Source organism: Chloracidobacterium sp. (assembly GCA_016715795.1).
GTDB lineage: Bacteria > Acidobacteriota > Blastocatellia > Pyrinomonadales > Pyrinomonadaceae > OLB17.
The window spans coordinates 429937-454325 of sequence record JADJXP010000002.1; the positions used below are offsets into that span (position 1 = coordinate 429937).

The 24389-nt window shown below is 55.8% G+C and carries 18 protein-coding genes and 1 tRNA gene; 13 read left to right on the forward strand and 6 right to left on the reverse strand.

Annotation, left to right across the window (positions count from 1 at the left end; all coding sequences use genetic code 11):
- Position 1: 1 nt before the first annotated feature.
- Positions 2-1468: a trypsin-like peptidase domain-containing protein gene (locus tag IPM59_07015; protein ID MBK9215339.1), complete on the forward strand. Its 1467-nt coding sequence runs from the start codon at positions 2-4 to the stop codon at positions 1466-1468.
- A gap of 103 nt (positions 1469-1571) precedes the next feature.
- The gene (locus tag IPM59_07020) at positions 1572-3089 is read left to right on the forward strand and encodes an aldehyde dehydrogenase family protein (protein ID MBK9215340.1); all 1518 of its coding nucleotides are present in this window, start codon (positions 1572-1574) and stop codon (positions 3087-3089) included.
- Here the strand turns inward: IPM59_07020 and IPM59_07025 are convergent.
- Entirely contained in the window at positions 3086-3445 is a 360-nt protein-coding gene (locus IPM59_07025; GenBank protein MBK9215341.1) for a PIN domain-containing protein, read from the reverse strand. The two genes, IPM59_07020 and IPM59_07025, sit on opposite strands and share 4 nt — an antisense overlap.
- Entirely contained in the window at positions 3442-3627 is a 186-nt protein-coding gene (locus tag IPM59_07030) for a type II toxin-antitoxin system VapB family antitoxin (protein ID MBK9215342.1), read from the reverse strand. Before IPM59_07030 ends, IPM59_07025 begins: the two co-directional genes overlap by 4 nt.
- Positions 3628-3714: 87 nt before the next feature.
- On the opposite strand from IPM59_07030, the gene recQ reads away from it, so the two are divergent.
- The gene (gene recQ / locus IPM59_07035; protein MBK9215343.1) at positions 3715-5880 is read left to right on the forward strand and encodes a DNA helicase RecQ; all 2166 of its coding nucleotides are present in this window, start codon (positions 3715-3717) and stop codon (positions 5878-5880) included.
- A 75-nt stretch (positions 5881-5955) separates the two neighbouring features.
- Here recQ and IPM59_07040 read toward each other — a convergent pair whose 3' ends face one another.
- The gene (locus tag IPM59_07040; GenBank protein MBK9215344.1) at positions 5956-6822 is read right to left on the reverse strand and encodes a pirin family protein; all 867 of its coding nucleotides are present in this window, start codon (positions 6820-6822) and stop codon (positions 5956-5958) included.
- Between the two features lie 99 nt (positions 6823-6921).
- Here IPM59_07040 and IPM59_07045 point away from each other — a divergent pair.
- From IPM59_07045 to IPM59_07090, 10 genes are all read left to right on the forward strand, one after another.
- A tRNA-Glu gene (locus IPM59_07045) sits at positions 6922-6996 on the forward strand.
- Positions 6997-7164: 168 nt separating this feature from the next.
- Complete coding sequence (locus IPM59_07050) at positions 7165-8928, forward strand: tetratricopeptide repeat protein (GenBank protein MBK9215345.1); 1764 nt, start codon at positions 7165-7167, stop codon at positions 8926-8928.
- 778 nt (positions 8929-9706) lie between these two features.
- Entirely contained in the window at positions 9707-11362 is a 1656-nt protein-coding gene (gene lnt / locus IPM59_07055; GenBank protein MBK9215346.1) for an apolipoprotein N-acyltransferase, read from the forward strand.
- A 243-nt stretch (positions 11363-11605) separates the two neighbouring features.
- Complete coding sequence (lnt, locus tag IPM59_07060; protein MBK9215347.1) at positions 11606-13192, forward strand: apolipoprotein N-acyltransferase; 1587 nt, start codon at positions 11606-11608, stop codon at positions 13190-13192.
- Between the two features lie 180 nt (positions 13193-13372).
- Positions 13373-14509, forward strand: coding sequence for a peptide chain release factor 2 (gene prfB / locus IPM59_07065; GenBank protein MBK9215348.1), 1137 nt, complete (start codon positions 13373-13375; stop codon positions 14507-14509).
- Positions 14510-14522: 13 nt separating this feature from the next.
- The gene (locus tag IPM59_07070) at positions 14523-14891 is read left to right on the forward strand and encodes a four helix bundle protein (protein ID MBK9215349.1); all 369 of its coding nucleotides are present in this window, start codon (positions 14523-14525) and stop codon (positions 14889-14891) included.
- A 33-nt stretch (positions 14892-14924) separates the two neighbouring features.
- A complete protein-coding gene (locus tag IPM59_07075) occupies positions 14925-17366 on the forward strand; it encodes a DNA translocase FtsK 4TM domain-containing protein (protein MBK9215350.1) in 2442 nt (813 codons plus the stop codon).
- Positions 17367-17404: 38 nt separating this feature from the next.
- Positions 17405-17755 carry a four helix bundle protein gene (locus IPM59_07080; GenBank protein ID MBK9215351.1) on the forward strand — a complete coding sequence of 117 codons (351 nt, stop codon included), beginning with the start codon at positions 17405-17407 and terminating at the stop codon, positions 17753-17755.
- A 39-nt stretch (positions 17756-17794) separates the two neighbouring features.
- Entirely contained in the window at positions 17795-18091 is a 297-nt protein-coding gene (locus IPM59_07085) for a helix-hairpin-helix domain-containing protein (GenBank protein ID MBK9215352.1), read from the forward strand.
- Entirely contained in the window at positions 18088-20787 is a 2700-nt protein-coding gene (locus tag IPM59_07090) for a ComEC/Rec2 family competence protein (protein MBK9215353.1), read from the forward strand. Before IPM59_07085 ends, IPM59_07090 begins: the two co-directional genes overlap by 4 nt.
- Before the next feature lie 56 nt (positions 20788-20843).
- On the opposite strand, the gene IPM59_07095 is transcribed toward IPM59_07090, so the two are convergent.
- From IPM59_07095 to IPM59_07105, 3 genes are all read right to left on the reverse strand, one after another.
- On the reverse strand, positions 20844-21890 hold the full coding sequence (locus tag IPM59_07095) for a nuclear transport factor 2 family protein (GenBank protein MBK9215354.1): 1047 nt from the start codon (positions 21888-21890) through the stop codon (positions 20844-20846).
- Between the two features lie 191 nt (positions 21891-22081).
- Positions 22082-23182 (reverse strand): nuclear transport factor 2 family protein, encoded by a 1101-nt coding sequence (locus tag IPM59_07100; GenBank protein MBK9215355.1) that lies wholly within the window; start codon positions 23180-23182, stop codon positions 22082-22084.
- A 127-nt stretch (positions 23183-23309) separates the two neighbouring features.
- Positions 23310-24335: a hypothetical protein gene (locus IPM59_07105; protein MBK9215356.1), complete on the reverse strand. Its 1026-nt coding sequence runs from the start codon at positions 24333-24335 to the stop codon at positions 23310-23312.
- Positions 24336-24389: the final 54 nt, after the last annotated feature.

Consider the following 24389-nt stretch of genomic DNA (forward strand, 5'->3'; position numbering starts at 1 on the left):
TATGAGCAGCCTTTCGAGGTTTGGTTGGGCCATCGGGGCCGTATTCGCCATCGTCTGCTCGGCGTCGGCACAGCCCGAGGCGGCGGTCAGCATGTTTGCACAAGCGGCCAGGAAGGTCGAACCGGCAGTTGTCAGCATCGATACCAAGAGCCGCGTCTCACGCTCCGTAGCCAAAGCAACGCCCGCACCGGGAGATCAGAGCGATATGCTTGAGTTTCTCCGCCGGCAGATGCCGCAGCGGCCTGTAAGGGTGGTCGGCAGCGGATTTATTGTTGACAAGGCGGGCTACATCGTTACAAATGCCCATGTTATCGACGGGTCGGCAAAGATAACGGTAAAGCTCGACTCTGGTGAGGAACTTGCGGCTTCGCTCGTCGGCTCCGACGACGAGACCGACATCGCCGTGCTCAAGGTTAGTGCGAAAAGCGACCTCCCATTTGTGAGGTTCGGCGACTCGGAAAAAGTGCAGGTCGGTGATTGGGTACTGGCCATTGGTTCGCCCTTTGGCCTAGACAAGAGCGTGACTGCGGGCATCATCTCGCAAACACACCGCGAAACGCCTTTGACGACTTCGTTTCAGAGGTTCCTGCAGACCGACGCGGCGATCAATCGTGGCAACTCAGGCGGGCCGCTAGTCAATATGGCCGGCGAAGTCGTCGGTGTAAATTCGCAGATCGCCACTTCGACCGGTGATTACAACGGCGTCAGCTTCGCTTTGCCGTCGCGAGAGGTCGAGCAAGTTTACCGACAGATCGTTCTGAATGGTAAGGTCCGCCGCGGCTATCTCGGTATCCTGCTAGAATCTGTCCGTGCCGAATTCGCGACTGTATATGGGCTTAAAGACGGTCGCGGTGCTATCGTCACAGACGTTCGCGAAAAGCAGGGCCCGGCCGCCTTGGCGGGGATCAAGGCAGGGGACATCATAATCGAATTTGACGGACAAAAAGTAGCGAGCGCGCAAGACCTGATCTCCCGCGTAGCGATGACGCCGCCGACCCGTGCGGTTGCTATCAACTATCTTCGCGAGAATGGCGATACTATCGAATCGCACACTACAACGGTCAAGCTTGGCGAACGTCCCGGCGGCCGGCCCGCTTCGACTCAAGACCGCGATAGCCGCTCTCTGCCTGTGGACGGCACAGACAAAGAGCCATTCGGCCTTACGCTCGTTGAGATCACGCCGACTCTCGCCTCGACCTACAAGCTGGAAGGCCAAAAGGGGCTTATCGTGACGGAGATCGATCCCACGAGCTTTATTGCGGATGTTAAGAACTCTGCCGGCAATGAGGCCCTCGCCGAAGGCGACCTGATCCAGCGCATCAACCGTGCAACGGTCACCGACCTTAAGTCATTCACCGACGCAGTCACCAAACTCAAGGTCGGCGACGCCGTCGTCTTACACGTCCTGGCCTATAGTCCGGCGGCGAGGGCACCGCAGCTGAAGATCGTGCAGTTCACGGTCAAATAAAGCTCAATACCCAAGGTCCAAGGTCCAAAGTTCCGGCCTGATACCGGTGACTTTGGACTTTGGGCGTTAGACCTTAGACTTGAAGAGTATGGCAAAAGCAAAAATGGCAAAGACAAAGCGGCCTTCGGTAAAGAAATACAGCAATTATATCGGCGGCGAATGGGTCAAGTCGTCGTCGGGGCAGTGGTTTGATAACGTCAATCCGGCCGACAATACGGACATCGTCGGGCGTTTTCCGGAATCAACTGCTGAGGATGTTGGCCGTGCCGTGGCGGCCGCAAAGGACGCGGCCACACGCTGGCGTCGAACGCCTGCGCCAAAGCGGGCAGAGATACTTTTCAACCTCGGCGAGATATTACGGGCGAATAAGGACGAGTTCACCCGACAGATGACCCGCGAAATGGGCAAGGTCGTCAAAGAAGCGGGCGGCGACGTGCAGGAAGCTATCGATTGCACCTACTACACGGCGGGCGAGGGCCGCAGGCTGCACGGATTTACGACACCGGCCGAGATGCCGAACAAATTCGCGATGTGCGTCCGCCAACCGGTCGGCATTTGCGGGCTGATCACGCCCTTCAACTTTCCGATGGCAATCCCGTCATGGAAGCTCATTCCCGCCCTCGTTTGCGGCAACACCGTCGTTCTTAAATCAGGCGAGGACGTGCCGCTGTCATCGCTTAATCTCATTAAAGCTTGCGAGCAGGCCGGAATCCCAAAGGGCGTTGTCAATCTCGTCAATGGTGCCGCCGAGCCCGGTGCGGCCCTTGTGAACCACGACGACGTTCGCCTGATCTCTTTCACCGGCTCGACGGCGACGGGCCGCATCATCGCCGAGCATTGTGCCCGTGACAACAAGATCGTCAGCCTCGAAATGGGCGGCAAAAACGCGATCATCGTGATGGACGACGCCGAAATCGACAACGCCGTGGACGGTTCGTTGTGGGGAGCGTTTGGAACCAGCGGCCAGCGGTGCACGGCCTCGTCTCGCTTGGTCGTTCACAAGAAGGTCTATAAAAAGTTCTGCGAAAAGCTCGTCGAGCGGGCCAAAAAACTTCGCGTCGGCAACGGCCTCGATCCAAAGACCGAGGTCGGTCCGGTCATCAACCAGCCGCAATTGGAAAAGATCCTCGGCTACATCGAGATCGGCAAGCTGATCGACAAGGCCACCCTTGCCTGTGGCGGCAAACGCCTGACAAAGGGCGACTATGCAAAAGGCTTTTTCATTGAGCCGACCGTCTTTACCGACGTTAAGCCAGGCATGCGTATTGCACAGGAAGAGATCTTCGGCCCCGTAACCTGCGTCATTCCATTCGGTACCCTCGACGAGGCTATCGACATCGTTAACGGCGTTGCCTACGGCCTCTCGTCGGCGATCTACACGCAGGACGTGAATCAGGCCTTCTACGCGATGCAGGAGCTTTATACGGGTATTTGCTATGTGAATTCCGCCACCATCGGAGCCGAGGTGCACCTGCCATTCGGCGGCACAAAAGGTACCGGCAACGGCCACCGCGAAGCGGGCACGCAGGTGCTCGACATCTTCAGCGAGTGGAAAGCCCTATATATCGATTACAGCGGCAAACTCCAAAAAGCGCAGATCGACGAGGTTCAAATAAGCTAATCGAATGAGAGATTAAGTCGCGTCGCCGCTTTTATCAACGCTTTGTCCCGACTCCATACCTTTGCGCCGTCGAGCAGAGCCGATGCGAGTAGGTGAGTATCTACGGCACCGATCCCGATCCCGTGAAGGGATTTCTCCTCGATTAGGCCGAGAATCTCGGCGTGTGCGGCAATTGTCGCTGTCGGAAGCGAATTTAGTCGGCGGATAAACTCGTTGCGATGTCGTATGCTGCCGCACGCCAACTCTTCTATAACGAGCGGATGGGTGAGGACAAGTTCTCGCTCTAGCAACGACGCAAGGGGGCGATTTGCGGATCGTAGGTGGTCAATCCATATTGAAGTGTCGACGAGTATCATCGCCTACGGCGTCCTGCCGTCGCTTTTGGATCGGAACCGCCCATTGCGATCAGTCTCTCTCTGGCTTTCTTCTCAATGAGAGCTTCGAGGCCAGCGTGTAAAAGAGCCGTCTTGCCCTTGATACCCGTCAATTCGGCCGCTAGTTTCAGCGTATCCTCCCTAAGAATGACTGTCGTCCTCATACATATGAGTATGTATGTTTTATATGCATATGTCAACAGCCTTGTCGAGGTTGAGATAACAAAAGGACAAGCCTAAAATTAGACTTCATGCAGCCCGCAACCGCACTTGACAAGGCCAGAGAGATACTCAAACACAACTTTGGGTACGACGCCTTTCGGCCGCAGCAGGAGGCGATCATCGAAGCGGTGGCGGCGGGCAAAGATTGCCTCGTCCTGATGCCGACGGGCGGCGGCAAATCGATCTGTTATCAGGTGCCTGCGCTGATGATGGAGGGCCTTGCCGTGGTTATCTCGCCCCTGATCGCGCTGATGAAGGATCAGGTCGATGCCCTCAAGGCGAATGGGATCGAGGCAGCTTTTCTCAATTCCACCCAGACGACGCCCGAGCAGGTCGAGGTCTTTCAGGCGGCACGCAACGGGAAACTCAAACTGCTCTACGTCTCGCCCGAACGGCTGCTGCAGAGCGGCGACCAGTTCCTTGAATTTCTCAAAGGCCTGAATATATCACTATTTGCGATCGACGAGGCTCATTGCATCTCTAGCTGGGGGCACGATTTCCGGCCGGAGTATCTCAAACTCGCTCTGATCAAAGAACATTTCACAGGCGTGCCCGTTGTCGCCCTGACCGCGACCGCCGATAAACTTGTCCGCGGCGATATCGTCGAGCGGCTCAAGATCCTGCACGCCGAACGGTTCGTATCGAGCTTTAACCGGCCGAATATCTACTACGCGATCGAGCAGAAGCAGAATTCTTATCGCCGCTTGCTGGAATACCTCTCGACGCGGCGCGACCAGAGCGGGATCATTTATTGTCTCAGCCGGGCGTCGGTCGATTCATTGGCGGCGGACCTGACCGACGAGGGCTACAGCTCGTTGCCCTATCACGCGGGCCTCGACAAAGCGACCCGTGATCGCAACCAGCAGAGTTTCATAAATGACGACACTAAAATCGTCGTCGCGACGATCGCATTCGGCATGGGAATCGACAAATCGAATGTCCGATTCGTCGTTCACATGGATCTGCCAAAGAACATCGAGAGCTACTATCAGGAGACCGGCCGCGCGGGCCGCGACGGCCTGCCGAGCGAGGCGTTGTTGTTCTACTCATACGCCGATGTGCTCAAGCTGCAGAAATTCGCCGCCGTCGAGGGCAATCGCGAACAGACCGCGATAATGCTCAAGAAACTCGACCAGATGGCCGAGTTCGGCGATCTGCGAACCTGTCGCCGGCGATTCCTGCTCAATTACTTCTCAGAAGAATTAAATGAAGACTGCGGCAACTGCGATAACTGTGTCACGACACGCGAGACCTTCGACGGTACGATCATCGCCCAAAAGGCGCTCAGCGCAGTAGCCCGCACGGGCCAGCGGTTTGGCGTCAACTACCTGATCGACTTCCTCCGCGGCTCTGAGGCCCAGGCTATCCGCGACGAGCACAAGAACCTTAAAACCTACGGCGTCGGCTCTGACGTGTCAAAGAATGCGTGGTTCGAGCATTTCAAAGACCTCATCGCGCAGGGCTATCTGACCAAGACCGACGGCCAATATCCCGTCGTTACCCTGACCGATAAAAGCGGCGACGTGCTCACCGGAAACGTCAAAGTCCAACTCACCAAGGCTCGCGTAAAGGTCGAAAAACAAAAGGCCATCGCCGGCGAGATCCAGCACGAAAAGCCGCTATTCGATCACCTTCGCCAGCTTCGTGCCGTGATCGCAAAGAGCGAAAACCTTCCGCCCTACATCGTCTTTTCCGACGCCACGCTCGTTCAGATGGCCGCGTTTCTGCCGCTTACCGAGGCCGATATGCGGCGGATAATGGGCGTTGGCGACGTGAAATGGGAAAAGTACGGCCGCGATTTCCTCAATGGGATCAAGGCGTATTGCTCAAAGAACAGCCTGACGACGCGAATGGACCTCAACGCATCGAGCCGAGCCAGAAAGTCCCGCACGCGCCGGGGCCCCGATAAGCGCAGCACTTTCGAGGTCTCGCTCGATCTTTTCCGCTCAGGAATGTCAGTCGAACAGATCGCCCGGACGCGGGAAATGGCCGCCAGTACTATCGAGGGCCACCTGGCGATGTTCATCCCGGCCGGAACGATCGAGCTTCGCGAACTTGTCTCCAAACACAAGATCGAACCCATCCGTCAAGCGATCGCCCTTCACGGCGACCAATCGCTCGGCCTGTTGAAAACAGAACTAGGCGACGATTATAGCTACGGCGAGATCAGGGCCGTTATCGCGTCGATGCAGTAACCGGTTCTTATTCGTGCATTCGTGGCTAATTCCCTTGAACCGCTATTAGCCACGAATGCACGAATTAAGATGCCTCTATTCAAGTTCCCCAAATTGCCCGCTGCCAAAATCCCGCATCGCCTGGCGGATCTCGTCTTGCGTGTTCATGACGAACGGGCCATATGAGGCGATCGGCTCATTCAATGGCTCGCCGCTCAACAACAAACAAAGCGTATCGTCCGCTGCCCCAACAGTTATATCGGTGCCGTCATTATTAAACACGACAAAGCTGTCCGCCGGGGCTTCATCACTGCCGTTGATCACGACCGAACCGGTGGCGATGAGCATCCCGGTGTTGAAGCCGGCCGGCAGCGAAATGTCGGCCTTGCCGCCATCTGACAGCTTTATCCGGTACATCTCGACCGGTGAGAATGTGCTCGCGGGGCCTTTCGCGCCGTTGTATTCGCCCGCGATCACCTCGACCGTGCCGCCCGCGACCTCAACGCGTGGTATCTGCGAGTCCTCGATCGCCTGATACTTTGGCTCGGTCATTTTGTCTTTCGACGGCAGATTGACCCAAAGCTGGGCCATATGAAATATGCCGCCGGAGCGCGCGAAGCCCTCCTCATGATATTCCTTGTGCAGGATGCCGCTGCCGGCCGTCATCCATTGCAGGTCGCCTTCGCCGATCACGCCCGCGTTACCGCGGCTGTCGTGATGCGCGACCTTGCCTTGAAACGAGATCGTCACTGTCTCAAACCCGCGGTGCGGATGCGGCCCGACGCCGCGCGGCTTGAGCGTCGGCGGGAATTCGTGCGGCGAATTGTAATCCAATAGATAAAACGGGCTCATTCGATCCTCAGGCAGAGCGAAGGGAAAGAAATTATGTACCCTGAACCCGTCGCCTACCCAATGCGTCTCGGCAGGTGTCATGACCTGCTCCACAGTCTTTATTGCTCCCATATGAGTATTTTACCAGAATGGGTCGATCCGTTCCTGTTTGACATCAAAATGGCCGTCCGATATCCTTACTGTTCGCTTGCGGGCAGGCGAACGAGTTGTGTCCGGTTCGTCTAGGGGTTAGGACACCGCCCTTTCACGGCGGCAACACGGGTTCAAATCCCGTACCGGATACCATCCTTATCGGCCAAAAAGGCATCATATTAGTAATACAATTCGCTCGCCCGTCGAGCGATTTTTTATTTTTATAGAATGATAAGAAGACCAGTTTTATTATGTTTCCTGCTATGCCTTGCTGCCTCGGTTGGCTCGGCGCAGAACACTCGGTCGTCTGGCGCGGTTCTTGTGCTCCCGTTCGCTAATCGATCAACAAACAGAGAGTCAAATTGGATCGGTGAGAGTTTTGCGGAATCGCTCGCCGACCTGCTGAGTAATAAGGGCCTTCGCGTGCTCTCGAATCAAGAACGCAAGGTCATCCAGCGCGAGATGCGTGTGCCGGATGCATCCGTGCCTTCAATCGCAACGTCGCTGAGGATCGCACAGCGAGCCGGAGCGACGCTGTTGGTAATTGGTGACTACGATCTGCTGCCCGAAGCAGATGGAGCGGCGTCGAGCATCATTGTGAACGCTCGAGTTGTGCGGGCCAGCGGTTCGATAGTCAGTGAGGATTTTCCTGATGGGCGACGTATCGGGTTCAACATCAGCGATGCGACCAAAAATCTGCCGCGGATCCAGGGAGAACTGGCGTGGGAGATACTGTACCGCATCGATAAGGTCATCTACGGCCGCGACAAGAATCAGTTCCCGTTCATGAAGAACAACTTCATCGCTGAAGCAGAATCTAAGGTTCCTTCGCGCGCGCTTGAGGCGTTTGTCAAAGCCCTTACCACATCGCGCTCAAACGCATCAGCTCGCGAGATCTACCTGAAAAATGCTATCCGCGAATACAAACTTGCGCGTCCCGAGGGCACCTATGCGGACGCGGCCCTCGAGTTGGGCCACTTCTACGCCGCTCAAGGGCGAAAGGGCGATTCGGTAGCGGCCTTTAATGATGTGATCCAGAGCGTCGAGGCTTGTCGTCAACAGGCACCCGGGAACAAGATCGCAAGCAATTGCAACGAAGATGCCTACGTCGAGGCTGCGTTTTTCTCAGGTCTCCAGGCAATGCAGGACCGTAACTTTGAGGTTGCGCTCGGCACACTGACACCGATCTACAAGTCGCTTGAGACCGAAAGCATTGCAAACATGCTTGGAGTGCTTAATGTCGAGGCCGCGCGGGCGGAACGCAAGAATCAGGGGAAATCCGAAGCCTACCTGATCGAGGGAACCAAGTTTCTTAAGCTTGCTGCGGAATCGACTACTAGTCGAGCGAACTACAAGTTCAACTATGGCGTCGCTGAGTTTCTTCGCGGCGATTATGCCGCGTCGAGAAAAGCGCTTGAATCAGCGATCTATCTAGACGCGAAAGACGGTGAGGCACATTTTCTGCTTGCCCGCGTGCTTGAGTTGCTTAATGACCCGCACGCGACCGTGATCGACAATTCAGCGAGACAGCTTCTCGATCCGGAAAAATCTTATGCCCGGTTGCAGCTCGATTGGCAAAAGGCGAAGAGCATCGCAGGGATCTCGCTTAGGTTTGATGACCCAAGCCGAGAGGATTTTGTCGCCGAGATCCTAAGCCGAAAACGCAAGGGCAGTGGCGAAGCCTCTCAAGTATCCGAAACCGACGCAAAGCTCGCGGAGGCCCGTGACCTTGTAAGGATGGGTCGCGACGACGAAGCGGTTGTTGCCCTTAACGGCCTGCTGCTCAGAGAACCGATGAATGCTGAGGTATACCTGCTGTTGGGAAAGGTCAACATGCGGCGAGGTGAGCTTGACCGCGCCATCAGCTATTTTAAGACCGCGACGTTCTGGGACAATCGCACCGTCGAAGCTTACGTTGCGCTGGTCAAGATCTATGTCGAACGGAAAGATTGCCAACAGGCCAAAACATACGCGACGCAGGCGAATGAGGCATTACCTTCGGTAGATCGCAGCAAGGTCGAACTGGAAACCCTACGAGGCGAGGTAGGCTCGCTTCAGCGGTTGGTTGATAAATGTTCCATTTAGTGCGCCGAGGCAGTTCAGAGTTCGGAGTTTAGGGTTCAGAGTTGTAAAACCGCCGTCTTTCCAAAAATATTTCTGTGGGAAAAGCCTGTAAACACAGGCTTTTTCTTATTTCCCCAACTCTGAACCCTAAACTCCGAACTCTAAACTCGCTTCCGTGGCACGCTATGTGCTTTATACATCTGCGGCTAGCTTGATGAAGTTGATCAAGACCCCGCCGCCAACTCTACTCCGAGCGCGGTTTGCCACTGTGCTCTAACACCTTCCGAGCGTTCCTTCAGTTGTCCTACCCTATCGAGCCCGGCCCCCAAGGCCGGGCTCGCCTTATTTTATCGGGACTCTGCGAGTTTGTTAGCGAATTACACGTTTTCGTTCATTTTGAATTGCCCGTGCGACGCATTGATCTGTTCGTTCCGTCAGTCTGACATGACTATTCGTCAAACGTGGTTCCAATGACATTACACGTCAGCCTTAGGTGACAAAATTTGTCGCTTTCTGACCGAATGTCGGTCAGAATGGCTGAAACTGATCTGTCACCACCGGTGACAAATATTAAAGCCTAGGGTGCAGCGAGTGAAACGAGCGGAACCCCAGGGAACGATTCAACCACCGATCCGTCCCTGAAGGGGACGCACATCAACGTCGATGTTGCTCACCTTCAGCGAGCGAAACGTTCTCTGTCTACTACTCGAAGACTCGCTGCACCCTAGGCTTTAATTTATGTCGCCGTTGGCGACAGGAGGCCGACGCGTTTCGTTGTTGTTTCGGTTAACATAAGGCGATGGCTATCGCTGGTTTGCGTCGAATTATCCCTGCATGGCAGAACGCGTTGCTCGCTCTCGTCGCTGCCGGCCTGCTCATCCTCGCATTTCCCGATTTCGAATGGTGGTGGACGGCCTGGTTTGCGTTGGTGCCGTTGATGTGGGCGGTCGAGCGGCAGAAGGAAAGCGTTACGGCGTGCTTCCTGCTCGGGTGGCTGTTCGGCACGGCGTTCTTTTTTGGCACGTGCTGGTGGCTGACCTACGCCCCGATCCACTATGCCGCGGTGCCGTGGCCGATAGCGTATCTGCTCATCCTGATCGCCTGTCTCGGCGCGGGCGTGTTTCCGGGGATATTCGCCGCGATACTATCGATCCTGCTCCGCCGCTTCGGCTCGTGGGCATTCCTCGCCGCGCCGTTTGTTTGGGTGTTTACCGAGTTTCTGCGGTATTGGGCGACGGGGAATAATTGGAATGCGGTTGGGTATTCGCAGGCGTTCACAGCGAGTCGGCTTTTGAGCCTCGGATCAGTTGGCGGGAATGCAATGATCTCATTTGTAGTTGTCGCTACATTGCCTTTCCTGCAACTGGTACTTTTGGGGATTGTCGGCGTTGGCCGGCGGTTTAGACAAAATAGCGGACTAACACCAGATAAGCGAGAGACGTTGACGAGCCCAATTCCGACATCAGAAGGCATTTATGCCATGGTGGCCTTCACGATCTTTTTGACTTCAACGCTTCTGCTTGCACTGTTTCTCTTTTCGCCTCCATTGGCGGAACGACGCGGATCGGGCACGTCGAACGTTGTCGCCCTCCAACCCAACGTTCCGATGAGCGGAATGGATTCGATAAAGTCCGACCAATTCCGTAATCGCCACGTTGCGTTGGCGGAAGACGAGATCAAGAAACTGCCGACCGCCGACCGCCAATTACCTACTCTCGTCATCCTCCCCGAATCGCCGATGAACTTTATGTATAACGACGATCGCGAGTTTCAGCAGTTTGTACGCGACTTTACGACGCGGAATGATATGAGCTTGCTGTTCAACTCGGCCGAGCCTGATGCGACGAACGGAAAGTATTTCAACTCGGCCGTGATGGTCGGGCCGGATGGCAATGAGGTCGCGCAGTATGACAAAATTTACCTTTTGCCGTTCGGTGAGGCTGTGCCGCAGCCGTTCGAAGGCATTGTCCCCGGCTTTGTCGGCAATTTTTCTTACGGCCGTGAATACGATCTGTTGCCACTCGGAGACGCAAAAGCAGGCGTGATGATCTGCTTCGAATCGCACTTCGGTCAGCTCAGCCGCGAATACGTCCGCAACGGTGCCGACGCGATCATCGAGATGACCAATGATGGCTACCTCGGCCCGACGCCGGTGCTGCGGCAGCACCTCGCGAACGCCGTTTTCCGTGCAGTCGAGACCAATCGGCCCGTTATACGCGTCACAAATGTCGGAATTACCGCCTATATCGACGAAAAAGGCACCGTTTTGGACCCGCTTCCGGTGTATCAAGAAGGCACCCGTACCTGGACCGTATCAAAAAGCGACGGCTCGCAGACGTTCTATGTGAAATACGGCGATTGGTTTGCGTGGTTGTGTTCGGTGGTGACACTTGGATTGTTGATCTTCGGTTTTCCCACGAGGCGATCAGAGTCGCCAAACGGCGACAAATATTAAAGCCTAGGGTGCAATGAGCGGAGCGACTGGAACCCTAGGTAAACGAAGCAAACGGTCTCGCTCACTGAAGGCGAGCAATAATTGTCGCCGCCATATTGTTCGTCCCCTGCAGGGACGGTATTCTATATTGGCTCCAACCTAGGGTTTCGCTCGAAGACTCGCTGCACCCTAGGCTTTAATTTATGTCGCCGTTGGCGACAGGAGGCCGACGCGTTTCGTTGTTGTTTCGGTTAACATAAGGCGATGGCTATCGCTGGTTTGCGTCGAATTATCCCTGCATGGCAGAACACGTTGCTCGCTCTCGTCGCTGCCGGCTTGCTCATCCTCGCATTTCCCGATTTCGAATGGTGGTGGACGGCGTGGTTTGCGTTGGTGCCGTTGATGTGGGCGGTCGAGCGGCAGAAGGAAAGCGTTACGGCGTGCTTTCTGCTCGGGTGGCTGTTCGGCACGGCGTTCTTTTTTGGCACGTGCTGGTGGCTGACCTACGCCCCGATCCACTACGCCGCGGTACCGTGGCCGCTAGCCTATCTGCTCATCCTGATCGCCTGCCTCGGAGCGGGCGTGTTTCCGGGAATATTCGCCGCACTTCTTTCAATACGAATAAAACGATTGGGCGTGGCGGGGGCTGGCAGTGCCGTCTGGGTATGGGTTGCGACCGAATTCGCTCGATACTGGGTAACCGGTAACGATTGGAATGCCGTCGGTTACTCGCTCGCTTTTGCCGGACCGCTGTTTAACTCCATCGCCGCCTACGGTGGTGTCCTTCTCGTGAGCGGCTTGGTTGTATTGATCAACACAAGCGTTTTTCAATTAGCTCTAATATTTCGAGAGTGGGGCTTACCATCGAAGGTAGTCGCGATGATTGCTGGATACGCCTTGGTACTTGCAATCGCACTGTTCCTTGTCTCGGGACCTGAGACAGCCGAGCCTGTCGCTGGGCAACGCAACTCCGCCATCATCGGACTTCAACCTAACGTCCCAATGTCCGGCCTCGATTCCCGGCGCCTCGAACAACTTCGCCAACGACAGATCGACCTCGCGGAAGCCGAGATCAGCCGCCTCAGAGCCACGAACAACGAACTGCCGACCACCGTCATTCTCCCCGAATCGCCGATGAACTTCATGTACAACGACGACCGGGAGTTTCAGCAGTTTATCGGTGAATTTGCGAGGCGGAATGACGTGAGCGTGCTGTTCAATTCGGCCGAGCCGGATGCGACGAATGGGAAGTATTTCAATTCCGCCGTGATGGTCGGGGCGGATGGGAAGATACTCGATCAGTACGACAAGCTTTACCTGCTGCCGTTTGGCGAGGCGGTGCCGCGGCCGCTGGACGGGATAATGCCGGGCTTTGTCGGGAACTTTTCGTATGGCCGCGAATACGACCTGCTGCCGGTCGGCGATGCGAAGGCGGGCGTGATGATCTGTTTCGAATCGCACTTTGGCCAGCTTTCGCGTGAATACGTTCGCAATGGAGCAGACGTCATCATCGAGATGACAAACGACGGCTATCTCGGCCCGACGCCGGTTTTGCGGCAGCATCTCGCCAACGCCGTTTTCCGTGCAGTCGAGACCAATCGGCCCGTTATACGCGTCACAAATGTCGGAATTACCGCCTATATCGACGAAAAAGGCACCGTTTTGGACCCGCTTCCGGTGTATCAAGAAGGCACCCGTACCTGGACCGTATCAAAAAGCGACGGCTCGCAGACGTTCTATGTGAAATACGGCGATTGGTTTGCGTGGTTGTGTTCGGTGGTGACACTTGGATTGTTGATCTTCGGTTTTCCCACGAGGCGATCAGAGTCGCCAAACGGCGACAAATATTAAAGCCTAGGGTGCAATGAGCGGAGCGACTGGAACCCTAGGTAAACGAAGCAAACGGTCTCGCTCACTGAAGGCGAGCAATAATTGTCGCCGCCATATTGTTCGTCCCCTTCAGGGACGGTATTCTATATTGGCTCCAACCTAGGGTTTCGCTCGAAGACTCGCTGCACCCTAGGCTTTAATATTTGTCGCCGTTGGCGACAGGAAGCTGACCCATGGAACTTACAGACCTACAGACAAAACACGAAGAGATTAAAGAAAAAGTTGCCCAACTTGGGAGGTTTCTTTGACGCTCCTGCAAAAGAGAAACAATTAACTGAATTAGAATCGAGAATCGCGGCTCCCGGGTTTTGGGACGACAGCGAAGCTGCGCAGAGGGTCGTTCAGCAGCGAAGCCGCATTGAGAAAGCTCTCGAACGGCAGCGTGCGTTTGAGACGGGCGTTTCGGATGCGGAGGTTTTGTTTGAGTTCGCGGCTGCGGATGCGGATAGCGCGACGGAACTAACAACCCTTATCGCCAAGCTCGAACAGGACGTTGCCGAGGCTGAGATCGAATCGCTGCTTGCGGGCGAGACCGACCCTAACAACGCGATCTGTTCGCTTCAGGCGGGGGCGGGCGGGACGGATGCACAGGATTTTTGTCAGATGCTGCTGCGGATGTATCTGCGGTGGGCTGAGAAGCGTGGATTCAGGACGGAACTGCTCGATGAACAGCCGGGATCGGAGGCGGGCATCAAATCGGCGACGTTTCGCGTTGAGGGCGATTACGCTTACGGTTTGCTCGCGGCCGAGGCGGGCGTGCATAGGCTGGTTCGGATATCGCCGTTCAATTCGGGCGGCAGCAGGGAAACCAGCTTTGCGTCGATGTTCGTCTCGCCTGAGATCGACGAGAACATCGAGGTCAACATCGAGGACAAGGACCTGCGGGTCGATACCTATCGTTCGACCGGTGCGGGCGGGCAGCACGTTAATACGACTGATTCGGCCGTAAGAATTACGCATCTGCCGACCGGAATTGTGGTAACTTGTCAGAATCAGCGGTCGCAGATACAAAACCGTGCGGTCGCGATGCAGGTGCTGCGCTCAAAGCTGTACGAACTCGAACTCGAAAAACGCCGCGAAGGCGCTGCCGAACTCGAAGCCGGGAAGATGGAAATCTCCTTTGGCTCGCAGATACGTAACTATGTGCTGCACCCGTATAGGCTCGTGAAAGATACGAGAACGAAACATGAAACGGCCGACGTGGACGCGGTGCTTGACGGCGATATAGATGAGTTTATTCAAGAGGTGCTGCACTTTAAGAAAGTGAACAGTGAATAACGAAAAGTGAACAGTGCCAGAACCTGCGGCGAAAAGGGAATCGGTTTTGCGAACCAAGAGCTATGCTTTCGGCGTGAGGGTCGTTCGGCTCAGTCAGTTTCTTGTATCCGAACATCGGGAATATGTCTTGAGCAGGCAGATTCTCAGGTCCGGGACAGCAATCGGCGCACTTGTTCGGGAAGCTGAGTACGGTATCTCTAAGGCGGATTTTAGAAACAAGATGTCCATTGCATTGAAAGAAGCGAACGAAACCGAATACTGGTTATCGATCTTAAGGGACACCGACTACCTCGACGAAAAACTGTTCCGAAGTCTATCCGTCGACTGCGTCGAACTGATAAAGATCCTCATCGCTACGGTTAAAACGACACAGCCCGGATAGCTATTGTTCACTATTCACTGTTCGTTGTTCGTTATGAAAGTCTGCCCAACCTGTAAGGAAAGTTACGACGACGAGACCAATTTTTGTCTTGCCGACGGAACGACCCTGATCAAAAAGAAAGGCAAGAAGCAGCCGAAGCACTCGTACGTCAACGACGTGTTGGCGATAATCGTCGGGGCCGTGGCGTTGCTGGTGCTGCTCAGCTTGCTGACGAGCAGTGCGGCGGACAGAGATTGGTTCGGCTTTGCGACGGGCAACGGCATGGCAACGAGGAACTGGATCGGGCCGGTCGGGGTGAATATTGCGGCGTTGCTGTTCAGTTTTTTTGGCTGGGCGTCGTATCTTCTACCGGTGCTGATCGGTCTGATCGCGTGGCGCATTTTTCAATCGGATACGATGATGCCGAGGCCGTTGCGAGTGCTGGGTTTTGTGTTCTTTGTTGTCTCACTCGCGGGCCTGTTGTCGCTGACCTTTGGAGCGTCGGCCGGGGCGATCGTTGGTGAAGGGGCGGCCCAGTGGACGGCGTATTTCATTGGCAAGATCGGTGCGGCAATATTGCTTGCCGCCGTTTTCGTCAGTTCACTCCTGCTGGTGACGAATTTTACGCTCGAGGGCTTCATGGGCCACTTTGACGTTGCTTGGGGCAATTTGCGTATCCGTCTCGACGACTGGCGCGAAAAGAGAAGGGCCGAACGCGCTCCGGTCATCGACGAGGCAAAGAAACGTGCCGATAAACGCCGCGCGATACGCGAGGCACAGGCTGACGCCATTCCGCCGACGATCAACATCGCAGAGATCGAGGCTATGGCCGCCGGTGCGGCGGTTGGCCGCTCCGCCTCATTCGACGAAGGTCCGTCGATACCGACCATCGAGGGCGAGCGGAATCCGTACGAGACCGTCACCGTCAACGAGGAAGATGCCGAGCCGATAGTCAGGAAGTCAAAAGGCAAGACGACCAAGGTCGCCGTCGAGCCGCCATCGATTCCGGGACAGACATACGACGATTACGTCCTTCCCGATCCGTCGATGCTCGATCCGGCTGCGGCAGCGGTAGCTCACAATGAGGATGAGTTGCGTGCCGAGGCAAAGCTGCTCGAAGAGAAGACCGCGGAATTCAACGTGCCGGGCAAGGTGATGCACATCTTTCCGGGGCCGGTCGTGACTACCTTCGAGTTCAAGCCCGATGCGGGCGTCAAATACAGCCGCGTGACGGGCCTGGTCGATGACCTGTGCCTGGCCTTAAAAGCTCCGTCAATTCGTATCGACCGGATCCCCGGCAAGGCGTATGTCGGCATCGAGGTGCCGAATAAGAAACGCGAGGTTATTCATCTTCGCGACGTGGTCGAGTCATCCCAGTTTCAACAATCGACGTCGCTGCTAACCTTGGGCCTCGGCAAGACGATCGACGGCGGAAAATATGTTTCGGATCTCACGAAAATGCCGCATCTGCTGATTGCGGGTGCGACAGGTGCGGGTAAATCCGTCGGCGTCAACACGCTGGTGATGTCGGTGCTCTATAAGGCACGGCCCGACGAAGTGAAGTTCATCATGGTCGATCCAAAGCGGCTCGAACTCGGCCTCTATGCCGACATTCCGCACCTCTCGGTCCCGATAATCACTGACCCGAAGCGAGCGGCAAACGCCCTACGCTGGGCCGTTTCCGAGATGGAGAAACGATACAAAGACCTCGCGGGCTACGGCGTTCGCAACATTGACGGTTACAACACCGAGGCCAAACGCCGCAACGATCTCGAACAGTGGGACGACAACGGCGAACCTCACCGTAAACTGCCCTACATCGTCATTATCATCGACGAGCTGGCCGATCTGATGATGGTCGCGGGCAAGGACGTCGAGGAATCGATCACGCGTCTCGCCCAAATGGCGCGAGCCGTCGGCATTCATTTGGTGCTCGCAACGCAGCGGCCGTCGGTCGATGTAATCACCGGCCTTATCAAAGCGAATTTTCCGTCGCGTATCTCTTTCCGTGTATCCAGCAAGGTGGACAGCCGGACGATCATCGACGCGAATGGTGCCGAATCGCTGCTCGGTCAGGGCGACATGCTGTTCCTGCCGCCCGGCAATGCTCAAGTGGTCCGCGTGCACGGGGCTTTCGTTCACGAGAGCGAGATCAAAAAGGTCGTCGACCACATCAAGCAGCAAGGCAATCCCGAATACGACCAGACCATCACCAAGTCGGAAGAAGAAATGGATGACAGCGGCGACCTGCCGGGCCGCCGCGATCCGCTCTTTACCGACGCCTTAAAATGCGTCGTCCAGGCCAAACGCGGCTCCACATCCTTACTTCAACGCCACCTCCGCATCGGCTACGGCCGCGCCGCCGCCATCTTAGATGCCATGGTCCGCGAAGGCTACATCGGCGAAATGGACGGCTCAACCCGAGCGAGGCCCGTGCTGCCAAAGGCGTATGAGGACTTGCAGGATATCGAAGAAGGTGCCTTGGGCGAAGATTAGATTCGGAATAACTGATAGCTGATAACTCATAACTGATAATGGCCGATCCGTTGAGAGAAAAGGCGTATGCGTTTGCTCTTCGCATCATGAGTTTGTGTGAGTATTTGCACAACGAAAGGCAGGAGTATGTTGTCTCTCGTAAAATCCTTGATTCTACATTGAATGTTGGCCTGTTGCTCGAAGAAGGCAAACAGGCGTTTGATCGGGCAGATTTTTTGCAGAGACATTCGGTTGCGACCAAGGAAGCCTTTAAATGCAATTTCATGCTGAGGCTGCTTCGGGATAAAGAATATATCGCCGAGAAACTGGCGGCGTCACTAATAAGCGATTGCGAAGAGATCCAAAAGATGCTCATCGCGACCGTCAAGACAACTCGACAAAACTCCTGATTATCAGTTATTAGTTTTCAGTTATCAGTTATTCCGAAAATGACTGCGCGAACATGCTATCTCGCCCTCGTGATCGCGGCCGTTGCCGGCGGGTGCTCGTCGCGTGTCGCATACGAACAGTCGCCGATCGTGCCCACACGGGATGCCATCAACATCAACACGGCTGATGTTGATGACCTCGAACGCCTTCCCGGCGTAGGACGCAAGACGGCCGAGGCCATCGTCGCTCATCGACTAGAGAACGGGCCGTTTCGTAGGGTCGAGCATCTCATGCTGATCCGTGGAATCAGCGAGCAGCGGTTTGCCGAGTTCCGGCCGCTCATTCGTGTCGAATGAGCGACACGGCAGACACGCCACGGCCTTTCAATCGCGAGCCGCTGGTCGCGATAGCGGCCGCGTTTGCGGCCGGTATCGTCGCCGCGAAGTTTACGTCGGCAGGCGTTTCTGTATCGTTGGTGGTGACCCTGATCTTGGGCCTCACGGGATTTGCCACTCGAAAGCATGCCATCTCGACAGCTTTTGTCCTGCTCGCATTTGTCGCCGCCGGCGCCTTTTCATTTGAGATCGAGCAAAAACGCGACAAGGCTGCGGATCGGATTCGGACGATCTATGATAGCGGACAGATCGCTTCCGGAATGCCGGTTGAGGTCGAGGGCGTGCTGGCACGCCAGCCCGAGGCTACGTTGGATGGAAGGTTTTTGACGCTGCAGAGCGAGCGTCTTGTCTATCGAGGTGCGGAACGGGCCGTCACCGGTGCCGTGCGCGTGTTCGTGCACATAGACTCCGATATTTCAGATCTCAGGTCTAAAATTTCAAATTTGAAATACGGTTCGCGCGTTCGTGTGGCGTGTGCCCTCGCACGCGAGGAGCAGTACCAGAATCCCGGAGTAATTTCGCGGATCGAACTGCTTGACCGTATGGGCGTTGATGCATCTTGCTCGGTCAAAAGTCCGCTGTTAATCGAACACCTCGCGGATGAGAGCGTGTTCTTGCCAATCGCGTGGGTCTATGAGCAGCGGTCTCGACTGATAGACGAGTTTCGTCAGAGCCTCAGCCCTAAGGCGTCGGGCGTTATGATCGCGAGTTTGCTGGGAAATAAGCATTTTCTCGATAAAGACACGGCGGAGCTGTTTCGTGAGGGCGGCACGTTTCACATTCTCGTGATCTCGGGCCTGCACATTACGTTTATCGGAGGAATTCTGCTGCTGGTCGTGAGGCGACTGACACGCAAGCGTTGGGTGCAGTTCGTCGTGACGAGTAGTGCGCTGTGGGCTTACACGCTCGCCGTTGGTGCGGATATTCCGGTCGTGCGGGCGGCGGTGATGTTTACCGTGCTGCTGCTCGGGTACGCAATCTACCGAAGCGGCACGCTGCTCAATTCGCTTGCGCTGAGTGCATTACTTTTGCTCATCTGGCGGCCGTCGGATCTGTTCGACGCGTCGCTGCAGCTGACGGTCGTCAGCGTTGCTGCGATCGTCGCCTGCGCGTATCCGCTGATCGAGCATTTGAGAGCAATCGGTGAATGGACACCTTCGCACACGACGCCGTTTCCACCGAATGTCAGTCCGTGGCTAAAGCGTGTGTGCGAGACGCTCTATTGGAACGCGGATGCGTGGGCGGTGAACGCAAGGCGGCAGATATGGACCGCCGGAGTACCAAAATCGCCGTTGTTGCGACGAACGGGCAACGTGATTCAGAAGGCGGTGCGGTATTTGCTCGAAGGTTTGCTTGTCTCGCTGATCGTACAGCTGTGGATGCTGCCGCTGACGGTCGTTTATTTCCACCGTGTACCGCTGGTATCGGTTGTGCTAAATCTCTGGGTCGGGTTTTTCATCGCGGTCGAGAGCTTTGCGGCGGTCGCGGCGGCGTTGGCGGCGAAAGGGAGCGAGTTTCTTGCCGCATCGCTGTTCCTACTGGCCGATGCGATGAACTGGCTGATGTTGGCGTTGCCGCGTGCTGTCTCATCGTTCGAGTGGATGAGTTTTCGGCTCCCCGCCTATTCGGGGCCGGGCATTTCTCTCTACTTTTTGTATCTTGTCCCGATGCTGCTGATGGCCGTGGCCGTTCGGCGGTGGCGGCCGTTCGATCTTAAACGAACAGTACTGTTGTGGAATCGCGGCCTGACCACAGTCACGATCTCACTAGGTGTCTTGCTGGCAGTGATCGTCGTCGTGCATCCGTTTAGCGCGTCCAGGCCCGACGGGCGACTGCATATGGACTTTCTGGACGTCGGCCAAGGAGATGCCGTGTTGATAACATTCCCGACCGGCGAGACGATGCTGGTGGATGGCGGCGGACAAATCAAATATAAAAGATCCGATGATCAGACGGTTGAGCCGTTCGAAGCCGATGTTCGCGGGATAGGTGAAGCAGTGGTCTCTGAGTTCCTTTGGTCAAAAGGGATCTCACGACTCGACTACATCGTCGCAACACACGCCGATGCCGACCACGTTCAAGGCCTAGCGGATGTTGTCAAGAACTTCCGTGTCGGACGGGCCCTGTTTGGTCGTATGCCGGAGGGCGATCCCGATCTGAGTGGTCTATACGCGGCGTTAGAGGGCCGCGGCGTTCTGGCCCAAGTCGTTGCGCGCGGGGATGTGCTCCGCATCGGCGAGGTCAATATCGAGGTCATCCATCCCCTTGCTACCATTGAACCTGACGCGCCGTCAACGAATAACGAATCTGTCGTTCTTCGCATCGTCTTCGGTGAGCGGGCGTTTCTCTTGACAGGCGATATCGAATTAGCCGCTGAACAGGACATCGTCGATAGTAATCGGCCTATCAAAGCAGATGTTGTCAAGATCGCTCACCACGGCAGTAGGACCAGCTCGATACCTCCGTTTGTAAGGGCAGCTAATGCAGAGGTCGGCATCATCTCGGTCGGACGGCGTTCGCAGTTTGACCACCCGCATCCTGAGGTAGTCGAGCGATGGCAAGGTGCAGGCGCGATCGTGCTGACCACCGGAACGAGCGGAATGATCTCGATCTCAACCGATGGCCGCGACCTCACCGCCGACCTCGAAACCAAATAAAGCAAAAGGAACCGGCGTGAGGCCGGTTCCTTTTTTATCAAACTCTATAAACGAGTCTATTTTGCAGGCTGCTCGAAATGGAAGCCGAGCTTCCAGCTACTGCCTTCTTTTACGTAGATGCCGTAAGCCCAAACAGGGGCGAGCTTTTCGGTGCCGCAGGTGCCTGTGGGTGAGCCCTTGACGACAAGCATCGATGTAGAGCCATCAACCGTCACGCTCGACGCGTCGCTCAAAGCCACACTCTTAACGTCACAATTAGCGTCGGTCCAGCCCTTGATCGTGGCGTCCTTGCCGAAGGTCACGAGACCCATGACATTAACGAAGGTCGCATCGTTGACGAGCATCGTGCCGAGCTTTGTCCAGTCCTTGGCTTTCCATGCTTCCCAGCCTGACTTTTCGAGCGCCAGCAATGCCTCAGTTTCGCCGGCCGGTGCGGCAGCCGTATTGGCCGCATTCGCAGGCTTGTCGGCGGGCTTGGCAGGTTCTTTGGCCGGGGCCTCGGGCTTCTTGTCTTCGGCCTTGTTCTCAGCCTTTGGTTTCTCATCGGTCTTCGCGGGCGCGGCGCCGGTCGGGTTGGTCTTGCCCGTGTTTGCAGCAGGCGGGCCATCGGCTGCCGGCGGGGTCTTTATATCGACTTCGCCATGCCATGCGGCACGCCAATCGGTCCCGATCCGCGTGAAGAGCGTCGATGAGATCGCATCGGGGATCTTCTTGCCGTCACGCGTTCCATCGGTCACGACCTTCATCGTAAGGACTGCAGTCGTCGGGCCGAGCTTTGTGAGTTTCTCATCCGAGAATGTGAATCCCTTGATCTCTTCCTTGTGCTCGCCGATACCCTTGAGGGCAGCCGCCTTGTCCGATTTCTGGCCATTATCGAACTGCACAAAATTACGGTCGAGGAAAGTCTCAAAATACTTCGTGTCTTTGTTCTTATATGCCTCATATGCCTTTACGTCGAGGTCTTTTAACATCGCGACCGTTACGGGCTGGGCCGCGCCGGTATTGGCATTGGCGTTTGCTGGTTTGTTCTCTGCGGTACCGCCGCATGCGGCGATCATCGCGGCCAAGAAAGCCGTGAGCAGCAATGTTCCGGTCTTTTTCATGATCATATTCTCCTGATGTTTTCTGTTTTGGAAAGGAACTAAACGACCCAATGGTCTTCTTGTCAGGGAAAACCGTCGAGCGTTACCTCAAGCCGATCGTAACGCGTAAGGTTTTATCACCGCTACGAGCTGCTGTCAAGGAAAAGGGCCGCCCGATGGGCGGCCCCTTGCTGATAACTATCAACGGTCGGTTATTTCCCAGCCGGTTTCCCTGGCGTTTCAAACATAAAGGCGAGTTTCCATGCGTCGCCTTCCTTGACATAAGCCGCGGTTTGCCACAGGTCGCCGTTCTTCTGGCCGTCGCATGACCCGTCGGCAGTGCCCTTACCAAATAGGATCTCTACCGTAGGCGAGATTGCCGACGCAAAAGTGTCCGTAAAGCTCGTCTTGGTCACGCCCTCACACTTCATCGTCTCGGTCCATATCTTGATTGCCTCGGCTTTACCACTGTGCCATCCACCGACCGGATCGACAAAGGCAAACGTCGGTGCCATTGTCGTTTCAAAGAACTTTGCGTCCTTTGTCCGAAATGCTTCCCAGCCGGCAGCATGTGCTTTTGCGAGGGCGTCGGTATTGGCCGAAGCCTGCGGAGCAGCAGACTTGGCATCGGCCGGAGCCGCCTTGTCATCCTTCTTGGCTTCCTCCTTCTTCAGATCAACGGCGCTGTCTTCCTTCTTGGGTTCTTCCTTCTTGGCTTCCGCAGGCCCCTCCAGCTTCTTCGGCACTTCCTTTTTAGCGTCGGCGGACTTGTCGTCCTTGTTGTCGGCGGTCGGCGCAGCTCCCTTGGGATCGACGATCAGTGTCGAAGCGTGCCAAACTGCCTGCCACTTGTCGCCGTTACGAACCCAAATGGTTGCTTCGCGCATTGGCTTCACCTCGACCATTGCTCCGTTGGGGCTCTCGTTGCATTTGCCGGTGCTCTCGTTCTTATAGCTAAACGCGTAGGTGTCATTATCGATCTTTGACATTTGCGGGTCGCTGAGCTTGACCTCGACGCTCTCGCATTTTGCCGAGCCGATCATCTTGATGATCGCGGCCTTGTCCATTCGATCTTTGCCCATCGACATTACGGCCTTGTCGGAAAGGAGCGTTTGAAAATATGCTACGTCAGCCTTGGTATAGGCCTCATTTGCCTTCTTTTCCATCTCGAGGAGCATGTCGGCAGTCGGTGCGGCCGGGGCCGGTTTGGCTGTATTCGCTGCGTTAGCGGGTTTGTTCTCGACTGTGCCTCCACAGGCACCCAACACGACGGCACATGCAGCCGCCAGCAAGAGTGTTCCGGTCTTTCTCATAGTCTTTCTCCTATTTGTTCTTAAGTAAATACAGAAAAACCCCCAAGGGTTCCTGTCCTGAAAACCTTCGAGCGTTCCTTCTGGTCGTCCTAATTGCGTATAGTTTTAACACTGCCACAACCCATTGTCAAGAAATAACTTGCGTCAAATTGTCGCCTTTCACCGCGACCGTGTTGAAAAATAACCTGTCCTCGCGGTCATTCGATGCCGGGAAATGGATCGTCCCGAACAGGAATAGACCCGGATGCCAGAAGTCCTTGGCATATTCAGCGATCTTCTCGATCTTGCCATCCGCATCGACGTGCCAGACGGCAGCGACATTCTCTTTCTGGCTCGGAGCGTTCTCGGCGGTTGTGCCAAAGAACAGGTCTTCACCAATCTGTTTTGAATAAAACACCGTCCCGCTCACCTCGCCCAGACTCGTTCTGTCCAACGTCCTGCGATCGACCTTGAATATCTCATTGTCCCGATATTCGGCGTCGGTGCCGTAATAGAAATGATCCTCCGAAAAGAGAACGCTCACGGCTCGCCACGTCTCATCACCTGCACCGACTGTCTCGACCGTCGCAAAGCCATCTGTCGTGCGCAGCATTTGGCACTCGTGAGGCTTGTCGCCCGTCAGACACCAGACGGCGTCGGTGAACTTGTCGAAATACAAGCCGTGAACGTGTTTGATCGATCCGGCGGGAAACGTGTGAGCGACCTCGACCGACTCGCTGCCCGGCTTGTAGCGATATACTCGCATCGCGCCGCGTTCGTCGTTCCCAAGATATTCGCCGAAATAGACATCGCCATTATTATCGACCGCACAGCCTGAACGCAGCACGCGGCACGGGCGAGCGAGGCCGCCGAGCGATACATATTCGCCGTCGCGAAATACACCAACGGTCTTATCGAAGGTCACAAATATCTCACCGTTAGCCAGCGGAATCACGTTGTAGAAAAAGAAGCGAAACAGCCGCTGGGCGAGGCGAATGTTTGCCGCGGCGGCCCGCCACGACGGCACGGTGACGCGGCCGATCTCGGTAAAGGGTTGTTTCAGGTCGAACGAGTGATATAGGACGTTTCGCTGCGAGAGGTAATAGTTGCCGGGCTCGGCCCACTCGATCTGGTAGCCGAAGAGTTCAGAAAGGATTTCTACTCTGCGTTTCACAATAACTGGGTTGCCCAAATTCCGTCCGGCGGCGTAGCCGCAAAGCATGAGTCA